Origin of the sequence: Shewanella algae, assembly GCF_009183365.2 — a bacterium.
GTDB classification, from domain to species: domain Bacteria; phylum Pseudomonadota; class Gammaproteobacteria; order Enterobacterales; family Shewanellaceae; genus Shewanella; species Shewanella algae.
The window spans coordinates 3,454,681-3,471,117 of sequence record NZ_CP068230.1 but is presented as its reverse complement, the minus strand read 5'-3'; the positions used below and the strand labels follow the sequence as shown (position 1 = coordinate 3,471,117).

12 protein-coding genes are annotated in these 16,437 nt (G+C 51.4%); 5 read left to right on the top strand and 7 right to left on the bottom strand.

All coding sequences use genetic code 11. The features are described from left to right. Window positions 1-31: 31 nt before the first annotated feature. The 3 genes from E1N14_RS15540 to E1N14_RS15530 form a co-directional block, all read right to left on the bottom strand. Window positions 32-3,682, bottom strand: coding sequence for a two-component regulator propeller domain-containing protein (locus E1N14_RS15540; protein WP_037437542.1), 3,651 nt, complete (start codon window positions 3,680-3,682; stop codon window positions 32-34). A gap of 139 nt (window positions 3,683-3,821) precedes the next feature. Next, on the bottom strand, window positions 3,822-5,099 hold the full coding sequence (locus tag E1N14_RS15535) for a YjiH family protein (RefSeq protein ID WP_081782994.1): 1,278 nt from the start codon (window positions 5,097-5,099) through the stop codon (window positions 3,822-3,824). A gap of 373 nt (window positions 5,100-5,472) precedes the next feature. Then, window positions 5,473-7,017 carry a methyl-accepting chemotaxis protein gene (locus tag E1N14_RS15530; RefSeq protein WP_062793894.1) on the bottom strand — a complete coding sequence of 515 codons (1,545 nt, stop codon included), beginning with the start codon at window positions 7,015-7,017 and terminating at the stop codon, window positions 5,473-5,475. Window positions 7,018-7,533: 516 nt separating this feature from the next. Between E1N14_RS15530 and E1N14_RS15525 the strand changes: the two genes are divergently transcribed. Further along, window positions 7,534-8,241, top strand: coding sequence for a DUF998 domain-containing protein (locus E1N14_RS15525; RefSeq protein ID WP_045283546.1), 708 nt, complete (start codon window positions 7,534-7,536; stop codon window positions 8,239-8,241). A gap of 44 nt (window positions 8,242-8,285) precedes the next feature. Here E1N14_RS15525 and E1N14_RS15520 read toward each other — a convergent pair whose 3' ends face one another. Then, window positions 8,286-9,146, bottom strand: coding sequence for a U32 family peptidase (locus tag E1N14_RS15520; RefSeq protein ID WP_028779817.1), 861 nt, complete (start codon window positions 9,144-9,146; stop codon window positions 8,286-8,288). A 10-nt stretch (window positions 9,147-9,156) separates the two neighbouring features. Continuing rightward, entirely contained in the window at window positions 9,157-10,158 is a 1,002-nt protein-coding gene (gene ubiU, locus E1N14_RS15515) for a ubiquinone anaerobic biosynthesis protein UbiU (RefSeq protein ID WP_044734919.1), read from the bottom strand. Window positions 10,159-10,298: 140 nt separating this feature from the next. Here ubiU and ubiT point away from each other — a divergent pair, with 140 nt between their 5' ends. Beyond that, window positions 10,299-10,817, top strand: coding sequence for a ubiquinone anaerobic biosynthesis accessory factor UbiT (gene ubiT, locus E1N14_RS15510; RefSeq protein WP_025011922.1), 519 nt, complete (start codon window positions 10,299-10,301; stop codon window positions 10,815-10,817). A gap of 917 nt (window positions 10,818-11,734) precedes the next feature. Beyond that, complete coding sequence (locus E1N14_RS15505) at window positions 11,735-11,932, top strand: hypothetical protein (RefSeq protein WP_025010954.1); 198 nt, start codon at window positions 11,735-11,737, stop codon at window positions 11,930-11,932. A gap of 322 nt (window positions 11,933-12,254) precedes the next feature. Here E1N14_RS15505 and E1N14_RS15500 read toward each other — a convergent pair whose 3' ends face one another. Next, window positions 12,255-12,746 (bottom strand): glutathione peroxidase, encoded by a 492-nt coding sequence (locus E1N14_RS15500; RefSeq protein ID WP_025010955.1) that lies wholly within the window; start codon window positions 12,744-12,746, stop codon window positions 12,255-12,257. Between the two features lie 120 nt (window positions 12,747-12,866). On the opposite strand from E1N14_RS15500, the gene E1N14_RS15495 reads away from it, so the two are divergent. Further along, window positions 12,867-14,237 carry a magnesium transporter gene (locus E1N14_RS15495; RefSeq protein ID WP_028779822.1) on the top strand — a complete coding sequence of 457 codons (1,371 nt, stop codon included), beginning with the start codon at window positions 12,867-12,869 and terminating at the stop codon, window positions 14,235-14,237. A gap of 109 nt (window positions 14,238-14,346) precedes the next feature. On the opposite strand, the gene E1N14_RS15490 is transcribed toward E1N14_RS15495, so the two are convergent. After that, the gene (locus tag E1N14_RS15490) at window positions 14,347-15,330 is read right to left on the bottom strand and encodes a DUF4382 domain-containing protein (RefSeq protein ID WP_062794023.1); all 984 of its coding nucleotides are present in this window, start codon (window positions 15,328-15,330) and stop codon (window positions 14,347-14,349) included. A 499-nt stretch (window positions 15,331-15,829) separates the two neighbouring features. Between E1N14_RS15490 and E1N14_RS15485 the strand changes: the two genes are divergently transcribed. Then, entirely contained in the window at window positions 15,830-16,345 is a 516-nt protein-coding gene (locus E1N14_RS15485; protein ID WP_025010956.1) for a GNAT family N-acetyltransferase, read from the top strand. Window positions 16,346-16,437: the final 92 nt, after the last annotated feature.

Genomic DNA, 16,437 nt, shown 5'->3' with positions numbered 1-16,437 from the left:
TATTTGACTTTGAAGTGACGTCTTGATGACCTTATTGTGACGCCCCTGAACTTACCTCTATATCATTTGGCAGTATGATGCGGAACTCGCTGCCATGACCCGGTGCACTGATCAGACGGATCTCGCCGCCAAGTACTTGAGTCACCAGGTTATAGACTATGTTCATCCCCAGGCCACTGCCGCCTTTACCGCGTTTGGTGGTAAAAAAGGGAACAAAAATATTCTGCTGTACTTCGGTGTTCATGCCGCAACCATCATCACGGTAGACAAGCTCTATGCCGTTATCTGTGCGGCTGACATTGAGCGACATCCGTCCCTCGCTTCCTTCTGGAAAGGCGTGTACCAGCGAATTGGTAAACAGGTTACTGATAATTTGGTAAAAGACGCCCGGAGTGGAGTTGAGGGTGATGTCGGCTGGGCATTGATAGCTGTACTTGTGAGGCGAGCGGTGCAACATGGGGTTGAGCGACAGGAAAATCTCATCCAGATAGTGCCCCAGGTTAAATTCCCGCAGTTCTTCATGGGACTGATCGACGGAGAGCTGTTTGAAGCTGCGGATCAGCTTGGCGGCGCGTTCCAGGTTGGTCAGCATCAGTCGGCTGCAGTCGGCCACTTCACTCTGGTACTGTTCGAAATCCTGCTGATCGACATCCTCGGCGTAAAAGCGCTTGTTGAAGGCTTTAACATTCTCCGCCAGATGCGAAGCCGCGGTGACACAGATACCTATGGGAGTGTTGACTTCATGGGTGATGCTGGCAACCAGACCACCAAGTGTGGCCATTTTCTCCTTATCCAGCAGCTCAGACTGCGCCAGTCGTAACTCTTCCAGTGTGTGGTTCAGTTCATCATTGCTCTGTTGCAGCGCTTCAGTGCGCTGTTTAACCCTCTGCTCCAACTCCTGATTGAAACGACGCAGTGCCGATTCGGTTTCTTTCAGTTTCTGAATATCCTTGATGGTTCCTGTAATCCTTAAAGGGCGCCCCTCTTGATCCCTGGCCATGACCCGGCCACGGTTGAGTACCCAAAGCCAGCTGTCGTCCTGGGTCTTGCCGCGATAGCTGAGTTCAAATTCTTGCCGGCCTTTATGGAGGCAGGCATCAATCTCGGGCCAGATGAGCGGCAAGTCTTCGGGATGGACACAGCGCTCCAGTGTATCTTTCAGGTGGGTTTCGGGCTCGGGATACCAGAGAAATGCGTTATTGCGATTGGCCTCCTGAGCCTGCAAATCCCAATCCCAAAACTCATCACCACTGCCGATAAGTGCCAGTTGCAGCTTTTGCTCGCTGCTCGCCACCTGTTGCAGCAGTTTTCGTTGCTCAATAAACTTCTGCCACCTGTTATAGGCAAAGCCAAATATCAAGCTCAGCAACAATAAGCTGTAAATAGTATAAGCCCAGGGGCTTTGCCAGGGCCTGGGGGTTATGCTCAGCTGCAGGCTCTGCGCCGGGCTGGTATTGCCGTCAATATCCACGGCTCTGACCATAAAGCGATAGTCACCGGGTTTGAGCGCCGGGAAGAAGGCGGTTCTGGCCCCCCGTGTATTGAGCCACTCCTGCTGCATGCCTTCGAGTTTGTATTGATACTCAAGATGCCTGGCGTGATGCAGGTTCGGGCTGTGGAATTTGAGACTCAGCGGCAAGGCATCAACCCCCAGAACCAGTTTCTGTCGGCTCCAGGGTTTTGGTGCGTGCTCTTGTGTTTGCCCCAGGGCCTGCAGTTCATCTATGATCGGCTGCTCCGGAGGTTTCCTCGCGGGTAAAGCGGGGGGCTGAATATGGTTGAGGCCTTTTACACCGCCGAGAAACAGGCTACCGTCCCGATCGAGAAATCCGGCGCCAAAGTTGAACTCGTTGGCTTGCAAGCCATCTTCATAAGCAAAATTCCGGCTTGTGCCTGTTGCGGGATCCAGCCACGACAGGCCGCTGGCGCTGCCAACCCAGAGTTTGTTGTCGGCATCATGTTGCATCAGGTAGGCGACATCGCCTATCAGGCCGTGTTGGCGGTCAAACATTTGATACTGCCCGCTATCCGGGGCGAATGAGAATACGCCGTCGCTGGATGCTACCCATAACTGTCCATCCGGATGTTGGTAGATGGAAAACAGGTGCTTGCTGGGTAGAGGGACTTCAGTATCCGTGGACCAATGAGATACACTGCCATCCGGCTTGAGCCTGAATAGGCCTTCACCGTAACTGGTGATCCAGATATTGCCGCCGTTATCCTCCAGTATCGAAGTGGTTTCTGTTTTGGGCAGCGGCGTGGCGTCCGGCGCGGCAAAGCCTTTTTCGATACCAAGATAACGGCTGACTCCGGCTTCTTTGGTTGCTATCCAGGCAATGCCACTTTGATCAAAGGTTAAACTGTAGAGGGTGTTGGCCGGCAGTGAGCCCGGTTCATTGGCCTGATGGCGATAGTGCAGATAGCTGTCGCGCTCGGCATTGAAGATCAGTAAGCCTTCGCCCCGGGTGCCAATCCACAGCCGGCCCTGACTGTCTTCTTTGATAAAACCGATAAAGGCCTTATCCAGCAGTTGGCTTGCCAGCGGCGAGGGTTTGAAGCCTTGAATTTTGCCCGAGTCAGACTCCAGTGCCTGATAAAGGCCGCTGGCGGTGCCGACCCAGAGTTGCCCCAGATGATCGCGAAAAATCGCTCTGACATCGCCATTACCCAGGTTGTGGTTCTCGAAACTGTTGGGGAGCAGTTTTCCCATGGCTTCCTGATTGAGATCCAGCTTACCGAGACCGGCTCCCTTGGTCGCTATCCAAAGTTGGTTGCTGTCATCCAGATGCAGCGTCTGGATGGTCTTGCCATCGCTGTTTTGTTGCCAAAGAAGCTCCCGGGTTTGAGGTGTAAACCGCACTAGACCGAGTTTATCCACCGCCAACCAGAGACGTTGCTGTGGATCCAAAACCATATGCCGAATGCCGGCATCGCCAAGTTGGTTGATGGAGTAAGGCACGGCCTCGGTTCCCAAAGACCAGTGCCAGAGCGTTCCTTTGCTTGCGAGCCATAAACTGCCGTCTTTGGCCTGTATCAGAGACTCTACCTGAGCAGACTGCGGCAATATTGTCATCTGTTGCCAGGACTTGCTGTCATCCAGCTGCCAGAGCGAGTCTCCTGCAAGATACAAGTCGCCGGAAGGCGTTGCATAAAACCTCAGTTGTGAAACGGTATTTGTCTGAAGCTGCTGGCTATCCAGGCGTTGGCGGCGTTTTGGGTCGTAGCGCCAAACCTTGGCATCATCCATCAGCAGCCAGAGCATGCCTTGCTTGTCTTCTGCCAGCTCGCGGATCCCGGTCAGCGGCAGATCGGCTTCGGCACCCAATATTTCAAAGCGGCCACTGTCCGGATGATAAAGATTCAGGCCATCGCTCAAGGTCAGCAGCCACAACTCCTTCTGGCTTGAAAACAGTAGCCTTTCAATGTGATTGCCACTAGGACCGTAGGGAGCGTCCTGCTTACTGTAGATTCTGAAATGTTCGCCATCGAAGCGGTTGAGTCCGGCTTGTGTGGCTATCCACAGGTGACCACGATCGTCTGTGGCGAGGTCATTGACAGTGTTCATCGACAAGCCGTCTTCGGCCTGAAATTGCTCAAGGACAGGGCGATAGCCCAATGACGGCGTCAGGCTATCGAGGCACCAAAGTGCCGTAAAAAGGAGCAGCAACGCAAAGATTTTCACCGAAAAGCCTCAAAAACGAACTTTTTTCAGTGTAGATGCTGGTGGCCGAAATGCGAATTTTGTGAGCACATTCTAGTGCTTAGAAATAAAAAACGGCCGCATGTAGCGGCCGTTGTGGGGAAGTCCGGCTAAATTGCCCTTAGAACAGTAGATGTGCCATCCCGGCAATCACAGGCAGAGTAACCAGGGTTCGCAGCAGGAAGATGGCAAACAACTCCCAAATTTTCACCGGTATCTTGCTGCCGATAAGCAAGGCACCTACTTCACTCATGTAGATCAATTGGGTGACAGACAGCGCCGCAATCACAAAGCGTGTCATGTCGGATTCTATGCTGGTGGCCAGAATCGAGGGGATAAACATATCGGCAAACCCGACGACGATAGTCTTGGAGGCTTGGGTAGCTTCGGGGATCTGCATCAGTTCCAACAATGGAATAAAAGGCTTACCAAGATAGTTAAATACCGGGGTGTATTCGGCGATGACCAGAGCTATGGTACCTAATGCCATTACGACGGGGAGCACACCGAAGATCATATCGATGACATTTTTCACCCCTTCGGAGAGCACCTTGAATACGCCACCTGTGTGGGACGCCTTGGTGAGCGCCAGATCCAGTCCCCAGGACAGAGAGTTATGACCTTCTGGCAGCGACTCATCATCTTTCTGTCTGGGGCTGCCATCAACATAAACATCCTTCTTGCGCGACAGCGGCGGCAACTTGGGCACTATTATGGCGGCAACAATGCCGGCCAGACAGACTGTCAGGTAGAAGGGTACAAACATTGCCTGCAGTTTCACTTGGGTGAGTACCACAAGGGTAAAAGTGATGGAGACTGCCGAGAAGGTGGTGCCGATAACCGCCGCTTCACGCTGGGTATAGAAGCGGTTCTCATACTGTTTACTGGTCAGCAAAATACCAACGCTACCATCCCCGAGCCAGGAGGCCATACAGTCGATGGCGCTGCGTCCCGGTAGGTTGAACACCGGCCGCATCAACTTGGTCAGTAAGGTTCCGAAGAGTTCCAGCAGGCCAAAGTTGAGCAACAAAGGCAGGAACATACCGGCAAAAAAGAATACACAGAACAACAGTGGCAACAGGCCATTCATCACCAAGGCGCCGGTGGAATCGGCTATGAGCATCTCAGGGCCAACCTGGAAGAAGGTCAGACAGATAAATATGGCGCCCAAAACCCTGACCAAGAGCCAGGCAGGGCTGATATTCAACAGGGAATTGAGAAACTTGCTGCGGCGGATAAAACCGGGGCGCAGGAGTTTCACCAATACACTGGCCGTGGCGGTAAATACCACTATGGCGCAAATTATGCTGGTCAAATAATCATTGAGCAAATTCTTGAGTTCACCGGCCAACACCGCCACAGGAATGGTCAGTTCGTTGTTATAGCTGATAGGCGTCATAAAGAGTAAGACGCCGAGCAGAGATGGCACCAGGAAGGTGAGTATGGTTGTTATGTTGCGGGGTTGTTTTTCGTCTGCCACGGTTATTACACCCTGAATCTACACTAATTGGATGAGTAACAAAGCTACTCGCCAGGGGCAATATTGGCTCTGAATGCATTTTCATTCAACCGGCCCCCGAATTTAAGGGGGCAAGATTACCCCCTTAGCGCGGCTATGTAAATTCATTCGCTGTCAGTTCTGTCTCTTTGATCACAACAGCATAGTTATTTCCTGTCCTTGCTTAATTATTATTTGAGCAATTCCTTATGAAAAATCCTTCAAAAAGAAATGGTTAAATATTTGTTATTCAGGCTGAACCTGGGCTTTGGTATCAGCCGAAAGTCTGTCTCAGGTTCAGCGACCTGTCGGCACTGGCCTTTAACTGCAATACGGCTTGCTCAACCTGACACAGGGCGCTGACATTGTCATTGGTGGCGCCGTGAATCGTCTGTATGCCGCCTGCTATCTCTTGCACTACTTGCCCTTGCTGGGTTGCCGCCACGGCGTTTTGTCTGGCGAGATCGTGTATTTCAGCCATCCCTTGGTTAACTGTGTTGATGGACTCCACAGCCGACAATGCTTCGGTGGCGCACTTCTGTGCCTGTTGTCTACTGGCTTCCATCTCATTGGCCCACTGGGTCAGCATGCTGAACATGGCCTCTATGCTGGCAGATATACTCTTGGTGGACTGCTGGGTGCGGCCGGATAAGGCTCTGACCTCATCGGCGACCACCGCAAAGCCGCGTCCCTGTTCGCCGGCTCTGGCTGCTTCTATGGCTGCATTGAGAGCCAGCAGGTTGGTTTGGTCGGCAATGGCGTCGATTTCCGACATGGCGTTGGCAACTTGCTGTGCTTCATCGTTCAGGCGTTTGGCATTGGAAGCCGCCCTGGCAACATCATCGGCCAGGTGGAGAATGTGTTCACTGTTCTGATGCATCACATCCCGGCTTTGACGACATAGGCCATAAGCCTCATCTATACGGCCTGAGGTTGCCTGGGTGTTGTCAGCCACCTCACTGATAGTGGCATGCAGCTCTTCGATGGCACTGGCTATCTGCTGCATCTGTTGTTGTTCCAGATCCATGCCGACTCTGGCCTGCTCTGTGGCCACCACCAACTGAGCGGCAATATCATTGGTTTTAAGCGCTTGATCCTGAGTCCGGCCCAAAACGCCCTGAAGCATGGCGGTCTTACGCTGCAACTGAAATTCGAGCACGGATGACGTATCGTGCCCGGCATAGATGAAGCGACTGACAGAATCGTACTCTTGCTTGAGTGCCATCAATCGTGCCGGAATACGAAAGGCTTCGTCATAGAAGATAGCCAGATTGAGCGCCATCAACATGGCTCCGGCCAACACCACGCCCCAGCCCCAGATATAGCCGCTAAGCAGTAAGCCAGAGCCGGCCACCAGTGCCGAAAGCAAGCGTTTTTGCGTCAGCGTCAGCGGATCTTTGACTCTTTTGCCCTGATTCAGGCGACTGTATACCTTGATGGCCCGTTTGATGGTGCCTTGACTGGGTTTAACCCTGACAGATTGATAACCAATGATTTTTCCCTGTTCAAAGATGGGGGACACGAAAGCATCGACCCAGTAAAAACCACCGTCCTTACAACGGTTTTTGACCAATCCCCGCCAGGAACTGCCGGCCTTGAGGCATTGCCACATTTCGGCAAAGGCCGCCTTGGGCATGTCGGGATGGCGAACCATGTTGTGGCTGTGGCCCAACAGCTCGGCTTCAGAAAAACCCGATATCTCAGCAAAGGCCGGGTTGACGTAAGTGATAACGCCGCGAAGATCTGTGGTGGAAATGAGTTCGTCGGTGGATTGCAGACAGACTTCCCTGTCTGTGGTGGTGGAATTCCTTCTGGACATCTTTAATTCCGGCTCAGAGTTAGTGGCCCGATATTGATTCAGGCCTTATTATCGTTTTAAGTGTGATAAGCATAACATTTTTGTGGTTATTTGAGTGAGCGCTTTTTGCAACTTTTTTAGAGGTAAAGCGTTTGCAGGTTATTGATATGTATACTAATTGAAAACTTCGATGGCCAGTGTTTTAGTCGGGATAAAACTCTGCAAACAAGCAATCCAACGGCTGGACACAGTGAAATCTGCTAGCGCTGTATTTTTGCTCTTGGGCGGAACTGCAGTTTCCAGACCCGGCATGATCTTGCTAACCAAGGTTACTGTCATCTCCTGCGGGAGGGTATGCCAGAACAGCAAAGAATGGCCGAGGCATCAAAGTGCAATAATTCGACCGGAAGCGAATTTTGTTGTTTAAACTCGGGTAAATAAGCGATCGGTAACGCAAAAAGACCTTGCCCGGGCTTTAAAAAAAATCTGGAGCATGTAAGTTAGACAGCAGAAAATGAATCCGGGGCATACACTGGCATGTTAAGAAGACAGAGACTGGCAAGAATGGCGTTGAGCTTTGGTTTGCTGGGACTCTTTGGACTGCTGCTTGGCCTGGGTTTGGTTATCTGGGGCTATCAGAGCGGCGATGGGCGGGAGTTCAGCCTGCTCAATCACAGCCTGAGTGAGCTGGGCAGTTATGGCCATTCTAAGTTGGCGGTACTGCTCAATGGTGGTTTGTTCTTCGGCAGTTTGAGCCTGGTGCTCTGTTGGTTATTCACCCTGCAGTTGTCTCGCTTATTGAGCGGCCATCTCCTGTATCTCAGCCTGACCCTGACTTGTATGGCCCTGGCCGGTGTTGGCCTGTTTCCCGTCAATGTCTATCACCTTCATATCCTGATGCTGAAGTGGTTTTTTATCTTTGGCTGTATCAGTGTCGGCTGCTACCTGGTTTATCTGCTGCAGCGCCCCTTTGGTGCCGCCACTCTGTGGACTCTGATCCCGGCGCTTATCAGCGGCGTCAGTCTGGGCGCGTTTCTGTTTCTACCGCATCTTGAACTTGGTATTACCGAGGGGGATAACCCCTTTTACCATGAGTTGGTGCTGCAATTACCTCGGCCTGACTTTTGGTGGCCGGCAGTCCTCGAATGGCTGGGGCTCGGCAGCTTTATGCTCTGGGTCTTGTGTTTGTTGCTGTGCACAAAAAAGGCCCCCGATGAACAGGAGCCTGTTGAAAGTCCTTATTAAAGGCCGGAAAAGCCCACAGCACGGGTTTGCTTAAGACCTTGACGCTAACGTCTATAGACCATGCCAGGTGCGCCGTGCCAGTATCCATTACAGGCTTCTTTGCCTGTTTCAGCATCGACTTCACTCCCTGCATTTTGCAGTAAAGACTCCGCCAAAGCGATGGAGTCATGGCCATCCGGTGAAACCCTGAACCAGTCAACACCCATACGTTTCATTTCTGGTATTTCCCGTCTGAGATCGCAGCGGGCTGCCGACTGAGTCTGTATGCCGTTGAGTCGCAATAGTGGTTGTTGCTCCTGGGTCTGGGCGACCAGGCCTTTTGGATGCTTGATGCATACCGTCTGACAGTCATCCTTTGCCAACCCTTGATGACGGGCGGTGAAGCAACGGGCCGAGTGCGCCAATGGCAAATAACCATGACCCAGTACTTCAATTTCAAAGTTTGGCGTCGGGGCGGTGACTTTTTGCAGCCACATTTTTGACAGCTCAATGGGCATCACAAAGCGCTGCATGCCCCATTGATGCAGCTTTTCCAGGCTGGCTCTGTTGTAGTTATTGATACTGGCACCACAGACAAAAGGCAGTCCCTGCTCCCGCGCCATACCAACGGCGGCCATATCATTGGCCTCAACTATGAACTCGCCATTATCGAGTTGCTTTTTAAGCTCTTTAAGCTCGGATTGTGCCTCTATCAAGGCAAGAGTCGACAATACAACCTGTTTGCCGGCGGCTTTGAGCTCAAGGGCTAGGGCCAGATAATCGGCAAACTTCATCTGCCTGCGGCGGCTGCAAACGGCTTCACCCAGATAAACCAGTGGAATAGTGCTGTCTGCAACTTCACGGTAGAAGGCCTGCACTTGTGCTTTGGGCCAGCAATAGAGCAGCGGGCCAAGAGAAATATTCATAGAAAACTTCCTATTGCCAGCTGCGCTCGTAGGCACCCAGCGTGGTGGTTTGTCCCTCGGATACTTTGGCCAGCGCGGCATGCCATTCGGGTTTGGATTGGAACCGCTCCGGCGCATTCTGATAGGTGTCCAGCGCCTGGCGCCAAACCCGGGTAACCTGTTCCACATAGGCGGGGCTGCGTTGGCGACCTTCAATTTTAAGTGACACTATGCCGGCCTGGGCCAGTTCCGGCAGCAAGTCCAGGGTATTGAGGCTGGTGGGGGACTCCAGCAAAAAGCCCGGCTGGCTGTCTTCTTCGGTCAGATAACGTCCCTTGCACACAACCGGGTAGCCCATCTGCTCGTTCAACCCCGAGCTGTCAATCAAGACTTCGTTGAGGCGGGTCTGGCGACAGCCCTGATTTTCCTGCCAGCGCACATGTTTTGCCGGTGAGCAGGAGCCACCTGAATTGGGCGATTCCCCGGTCACATAGGAAGACAACTGACAGCGCCCTTCGGCCATGATACACAGGCTGCCGAAGGCAAACACTTCTAGATCAACCGGACTGGCCTTGGCAAGATCTTTGACCTGCTTGATGGATAGCACTCTGGGGAGTACGGCGCGCTCAATGTTGAATTCACGCTTATAAAGTGCCAAGGCGCCGAGATTGGTGGCACTGGCCTGTACCGAAAGATGCAGCGGCAGGTGAGGGTAGTGGCTATGGGCATAATCCAGTAGCGACAGATCGGCCATGATCAGTCCATCTATATCCGTGTTGGCGGCCAGATCGACGGCCTGGTACCAACGTTTCTCTTCACCCGGTTGCGGAAAGGTATTAATAGTCAGATACAGCTTGCGTCCTTGAGACTTTACCTCTTTGGCTGCCTGTTGCAGTTTGGTCGGTGTGAAGTTCAGTCCGGCAAATGAGCGGGCATTGGTGTCGTCTTTCAGCCCCAGATAGAGGGCATCGGCGCCGGCGTTGAGAGCAGCCTTGAGTGATGCCAAGTTCCCGGCCGGACACAGGAGTTCCATGTTAACTTTCTCCCTAATTACAAACAAAGCCGCAGTTTATCGACCTTTGGATCTCACAGAATTGATATAAAACAGGTTTATGATCATAAAACTTGGTTAGACTGCCGGAGTTTTGGCATTTTAATCAGGAGTAACTCAAGATGCGCACGGCTTTAGCCGCCAAGGCGGCGCGCGATATTCTCACTCTGGCTCCCAAGTTGGTTGGAAAACCGCTGACCTTGGTTCCCTTCGCCATCAAGGCGAACGTACTGCAGCAGCTATTGGCGGTATTGCTCAGCGAACAGGTTAAGGATGGTGAATTGGACTTTCTTGAAGGGCAATGGGTGGGCGTTCGGGTCGAGGACATGGAGTTGGCATTTGAAGTCAGTTTCGAACAAGGTTTCAAGGTGCGGCCTTTTACGGCCCCGGAAGTCACCTTCAGTGCCAATAGCGCCGAACTCTTGCTGGTCGCCGCTGCCAAAGAGGATCCTGACACCCTGTTTTTCCAGCGCCGACTCAGTATTGAAGGCGATACCGAATTGGGCCTCGAGGTTAAAAACTTGCTGCTCGGCATAGATGTTCAAAGTATGCCAAAGGGGTTGAAGCTGATGTTGGATAAGCTGGCCAATATGCTGACCACGCTCCTGCAAAGTTCACAAACCGCACCTCAATGGGCCTGACAAACAGTAAAATCCTGGCATAAAAAAAGCGACCCATTTGGGTCGCTGTCAGAGTTCAATCTAAACTCTGGATGGTGCGCTAGAAACCATCTTGAAGGGAGGATAATGATGAAACACTCGGTTCACTAATTCTGACTGCCGATTTTTCCGCGAGTTCCCGCACCAAGCAAAATAATTCAGTTTTATTTGCTTCACGCCTATCAGTAGAACCCCAAAAAGTCTGTCACATTATGCTCTTACAGTGATTTTGACTCAGTCTTTTCATTTTCTTGAATGGCAATATTGGCATTAACTATTTATCTATCCGAATGAGTCGAGCTGTAGGATAAAAAAATAGCAACCCAAGGGGCTGCCATACAAATTCGTACAAAACTGGGTCGTACAAAACTAAGTCATGCAAAGAATGAAAACCCGCTGCGCTAGCGTCGGGCCCCCATCCAAGGGAGGTGATGATGAAACACTTGAAAAAGGTTCAGTTATTCAGAGTCGGCTTTGACGAAAAAGTTTCCCTGGAAGAGAAATTTTTTGCAGGCCTTGGTATGCAATGAAAGACCGGGGATAAAAAAATGGCAACCCAAGGGGCTGCCATACAAATTCGTACAAAACTGGGTCGTACAAAACTAAGTCATGCAAAGAATGAAAACCCGCTGCGCTAGCGTTGGGCTCCCATCCAAGGGAGGTGATGATGAAACACTTGAAAAAGGTTCAGTTATTCAGAGTCGGCTTTGACGAAAAAGTTTCCCTGGAAGAGAAATTTTTTTTGCAGGCCTTGGTATGCAATGAAAGACCGGGGATAAAAAAATGGCAACCCAAGGGGCTGCCATACAAATTCGTACAAAACTAGGTTGTACAAAACTAAGTCATGCAAAGAATGAAAACCCGCTGCGCTAGCGTTGGGCTCCCATCCAAGGGAGGTGATGATGAAACACTTGAAAAAGGTTCAGTTATTCAGAGTCGGCTTTGACGAAAAAGTTTCCCTGGTGGATAAGTTTTTTATCTGCGACATGCCAAGCATGATTAAAGGCAAGTCTCCAAACAGCATGAAAATAGAGAATAAAAATGGCAGTCCAAAGGACTGCCTAAAAAATGCAGGGGACAAAGATCTTGTGCGCTAGCTCCAGTATCTCAGTCCAAAGGGAGATGATGATGAAACCGTTAAAATCGCTTCACTTATTCAGAGCCATTCGGAGAGAAAAAGTTCAGCCATAAAGAGATTTTTCTTGGGGAGCCGGCAGGCATAAAAAAAGGCAGCCATTAAGGACTGCCTTATGATCTATCGAAGATCAATGGGGCCGCGCTAGAAGCCCCTTAGGGAGAATGATGAACATGAAAAAGTAAATTCACTGCTCACTATGTTGGAGTCTTTAGTGATGTTTTGGTTCCCCCAGAATGGCAAAAAATAGTCATGTTTTTTTAATTGGTTTATTTTTCAATTGATTATTTATCCTGTAACAGTTGGTGAATCTGTTCACGCAGAGCCTCGGGTTTGGTTGTGGGAGCATAGCGCTTGATGACTTTGCCATGGCGATCGACCAGAAACTTGGTGAAATTCCATTTAATCCCTTTTGAACCCAACACGCCAGGGGCCTGCTGCTTGAGCAGTTTAAACAAGGGATGAGCATTGGGGCCATTGACTTCCAGCTTGGCAAATAGTGGGAAGCTGACACCAAAATTCAATTCGCAGAAGGACTGGATCTCCTGCTCATTGCCCTTTTCCTGAGCACCAAACTGGTTACATGGAAAGCCGAGTACAACCAGGCCTTGGTCTTTGAATTCCTGATACAGGCTTTCCAATCCGGCATACTGAGGAGTAAAGCCACAGGCACTGGCGGTATTGACCAGTAACATGACCCGGCCTTGAAATTCGCTGAGATCCGTTTGTTGTCCTTGGATATTCTCCAGTGGGATAGCGTATATTGAGTTAGACATAGTGGCTCCTTGGTTGAGGCTTTACTATATATCACAAGTTTTATTGTCAGCAATTTATTTGTGTGCAATTTAAATGTTGACCCAAGCGCATACCAACAAGAAGAAAGGGAGGAGAGTTGAGTGACACAAACAGCAGCCGAGCCGGAGCTTCAACCTCAAGCAGAAGTGGGGCAGGTGGTACAGCAGTTAACGCTATTGGAGGGCGAAGCTCAGGCCGAGGTCTTTGGTGAGATCCTTGAAGAGGCCGAACCTGGCACTATAGCCTTATTGCTGGAGTCCTTGCCGCTGGATGAACGCTATGAGCGCTGGAATCAGATAGCCTTTGCTGAGCGCTCGGCTGTGCTCAGCTTGATGCGCGCCGAACCCAGGATGAGCCTTCTTAGGCAGATGTCTGTGGAAGAGGTGGATCTGTTGCTGGCGCAGCTGTCAGCTGAAGAGATGATCGAGTGGAGCGATTATCTGCCCGACAGCTTTATCGACCGCGCTTTGGCGCAAATGGGTGAGCGGCAACGCAAGCGCTACGAGCTTTATGATCAATACTCGGAAAATGAAATAGGCCGTTACACAGAACATCAGGCCTTGGTGCTCAGTAACAAAAGCCGGGTGGAACAGGCGCAGCGTTTTTTCCGCCGCATTGACTTGGATTGCTGCGAAAATCTCTATCTGGTGGATGAGGATAATCATTACCAGGGGACAGTCAGTCGCTATGAGATTTTTCGCCAGGATCCACAAACCCAGCTTATTTCGCTTATTGAACCGGACAGCCGGGTATTGTCGGCCGATTCATCCTTGATAGAGGCGGCCGAAGCGATAGAGCATAGCTCAGACATTGAGCTGCCGGTGGTCGATGAAGAAGGCACCTTAATCGGCCGCTTGACGCTGCGAACGGCAACCGCCTTGGTGCGAGAACACTATGAAGCGCGTTTGATGGCTTCGGCCGGTATGGATGAATCCGATGACCTGTTTGCGCCTATCGTCAAGGGCGCGCGTCGCCGCGCCATTTGGCTGGGGATCAATCTGCTGACGGCATTTTTGGCCTCTGCCACCATAGGTTTGTTCGAGGATGTATTGGCAAAAGTAGTGGCGCTGGCGGTATTGATGCCGATAGTGGCTTCTATGGGTGGTATTGCCGGATCGCAATCATTGACCCTGATGATCCGCGGCATGGCGATGGGACAGATTTCCATAGGCAACCTGTTTTCCTTGATGAAGAACGAACTCGGGATAGGGGCACTCAACGGCATTCTCTGGGCCATACTCATAGGTTTGGTGGCCGGGCTCTGGTTTGACGATAACCTGATTGGTATGACGATAGCCGTGGCAATTTTGGTCAATATGCTGGTTGCGGCCTTGGCCGGGGTGGCAGTACCCATGATATTGCAGAAATTCAATCAGGATGCTGCGCTTTCCGGCTCGGTGATCCTGACCACGGTCACGGATGTTGTCGGCTTCTTTACCTTCCTTGGATTGGCAACCTTGCTGTATCTATAGTCGTTAGCTTTTTACGTGACAGCATTGACCACTTCTGCAAAGTGGGCTCAATAGAAGACAGTCAAAAGAAAAGGGAGCACAGGCTCCCTTTCACAAAAGGCTTTGAAATTTACTGGGCAACAACGGCATTGAAATCTTGCACAGTGTCGGTTTGGTTGCTCAGGGTGACCTGATGCAACTGAGGGGCAGGGTTGGGAATGATAAGACCATCATATTGCTCTGGATCGTCATTTTCCGCGCTGCAGCTGAAGGCTACTGTATAATCCCCGGCGGGAATAAAGCCAAAGGCGTATTTGCCGAAGTTACCCACTTCATACTCTACTTCGACCGAGTTGTAAGGCACTACGGCACCTTCTGGTACGGCATTCTGATTGACATCCGGATCCAGGTTGTCGGTCAGCAGTGTTGGGTCCAGATCGTGGCCGGGATAGAGGTAGACAAAGTTACCGCTATCGGCAGCACATTCACCTGCGTTGAACAGGTTGATATCCACTTGGCCGGACAATGAAGCCACAGTCGCGTTGTCGACTATAGTCACGCCATGAGGCTTGAGGTTGTAACGCTGGCCATTTTGGTTCTCCACCAGACTACGGCGCAGGTCAAACTCTATGGTAAAACGCTGAACGCCGGCGCTGCCAACCTCAAAGCTGCCCAAACGCAGTTTATTACTGGGTTGTTTGAGTGGCACTTGACCGGTTTCGTCGATCACATAGCTGAGATCTGAACCGACCGATTCATCCAATACATGCAGGATGAGTTCTGAATAAGTGCCTACTTCCAACTCGGCATCGCTGAGGATGAGGGCGCTGTCGCTGCCTTGATATTCCAGCAGATCCAGTTGGCGGTAGTCCTCGCCGTTAGGTCCGGAGACCTCGAGGATGATGTTATCCTGTCCCGCCCTTACCAGCTCAATTTTGTCAAATGCCACTACCACTTTTTCGGCGCTGTCGACCGGGGCATCAGACACGGCAAAGCTGACTTTGGCGGTATCAGGCGTCGGTGTCGGCGGGGTGTCATTGTCACTACCACCACAGGCCGTCAGAAATAGGCCTGAGCCGCAAAGCAGTGCAATAGTCGAGATACGATTTTTCATCTTGGTTCCTCTTGTTGTTTCCCGGAGCGTGACAGCTACCCGATTACCGGGGGTTACTCAGAGAATTATGTTTGTTGTCTGCCACAAACTCCCTCAATGGGGCTAACATAAGGAAGGTGCGAACAGGTCCCATGTGTGCTCTGCGTCGGCTTACAGGCCAGGATGCAAGGCGTGGTTCGCAGTAAATGGCTCAGTCCTTTGCAAGAAGCACAACACAGCAGACTGGCCTATAAGCCACGCCCTTCGGGGCTTACACAGCAACCGGCTTTCGGCGTTATCCGACTTCGACAGGCCCCGGCATGCCTTCAGTCAGATGCCTTGAACGCCAATTGCTGTGTAAGCCAGAGTGCCACGAGGACTTATTCGCACCTTCCCGAACTAATTGCGGCTTTTACCTGTGGCCATACGTTAATCTGGTTAATCCGAGGTTAAGTTTTATGGGGGATGTCCCCTTCAATAGCTCACATATCCGCCAAGTATAGTCACCAAAGGAGTATCTATGCCTAATCCTACCCAGGAAATCACGGTTTCCCTGGCCCAAAGCCCTGACTTGATTGCTGCCGCTTGCGCTTTGGTGGACAGCCGCGATGATAATGCTCACCCCTTGAATCACCAGGCCTTTATGGCCTCCCGTGCCGTGATAGTGGCGCAAAACGGGGCCGGGGAGCTGGTGGGCTGCGCTGTGATTAAGGCCGGGCGAGGAGATATCGCCGAGCTTGGGTATTTAATGGTGCATCCTGAGTACAGGCGGCGGGGGATTGCGGCGGCCTTGACGCGAAAGCGGATCCAAATCGCCCGGGAAATGGGGATTCGGCTATTGTTTGCTACAGTTAGAGAAGAGAATCGTGCCAGTCGTGACAACTTGCTCAAGTCCGGGATGCAGTTTTGGGGTAATTATCTGAGTATCAGGGGCACAGGCAATACCGTGGGGTGGTACTTTTTAGTATTGGCCGCTCAAGTGGATGTCGCTACAGAAATGCTCAAGTTGGTGGGGGATAGGGTCAGAATCGACTGAATTTACACTTTTTTGTCATCAGCTCGTGGCAAACTTGCGTTTCCTGACAGAATTTTGTCACGAATGCCGTGAGCCAGATTGCAAAATGCCAT

Excerpts from the sequence above, each read along its gene's own strand:
- E1N14_RS15530 (WP_062793894.1), bottom strand. The coding sequence starts at position 7,017 with ATGTCCAGAAGGAATTCCACCACCACAGACAGGGAAGTCTGTCTGCAA.
- E1N14_RS15490 (WP_062794023.1), bottom strand. The coding sequence starts at position 15,330 with ATGAAAAATCGTATCTCGACTATTGCACTGCTTTGCGGCTCAGGCCTA.
- E1N14_RS15520 (WP_028779817.1), bottom strand. The coding sequence starts at position 9,146 with ATGAATATTTCTCTTGGCCCGCTGCTCTATTGCTGGCCCAAAGCACAA.
- ubiU (WP_044734919.1), bottom strand. The coding sequence starts at position 10,158 with ATGGAACTCCTGTGTCCGGCCGGGAACTTGGCATCACTCAAGGCTGCT.
- E1N14_RS15505 (WP_025010954.1), top strand. The coding sequence starts at position 11,735 with ATGATGAAACACTTGAAAAAGGTTCAGTTATTCAGAGTCGGCTTTGAC.
- ubiT (WP_025011922.1), top strand. The coding sequence starts at position 10,299 with ATGCGCACGGCTTTAGCCGCCAAGGCGGCGCGCGATATTCTCACTCTG.
- E1N14_RS15500 (WP_025010955.1), bottom strand. The coding sequence starts at position 12,746 with ATGTCTAACTCAATATACGCTATCCCACTGGAGAATATCCAAGGACAA.
- E1N14_RS15525 (WP_045283546.1), top strand. The coding sequence starts at position 7,534 with ATGTTAAGAAGACAGAGACTGGCAAGAATGGCGTTGAGCTTTGGTTTG.
- E1N14_RS15535 (WP_081782994.1), bottom strand. The coding sequence starts at position 5,099 with ATGACGCCTATCAGCTATAACAACGAACTGACCATTCCTGTGGCGGTG.
- E1N14_RS15485 (WP_025010956.1), top strand. The coding sequence starts at position 15,830 with ATGCCTAATCCTACCCAGGAAATCACGGTTTCCCTGGCCCAAAGCCCT.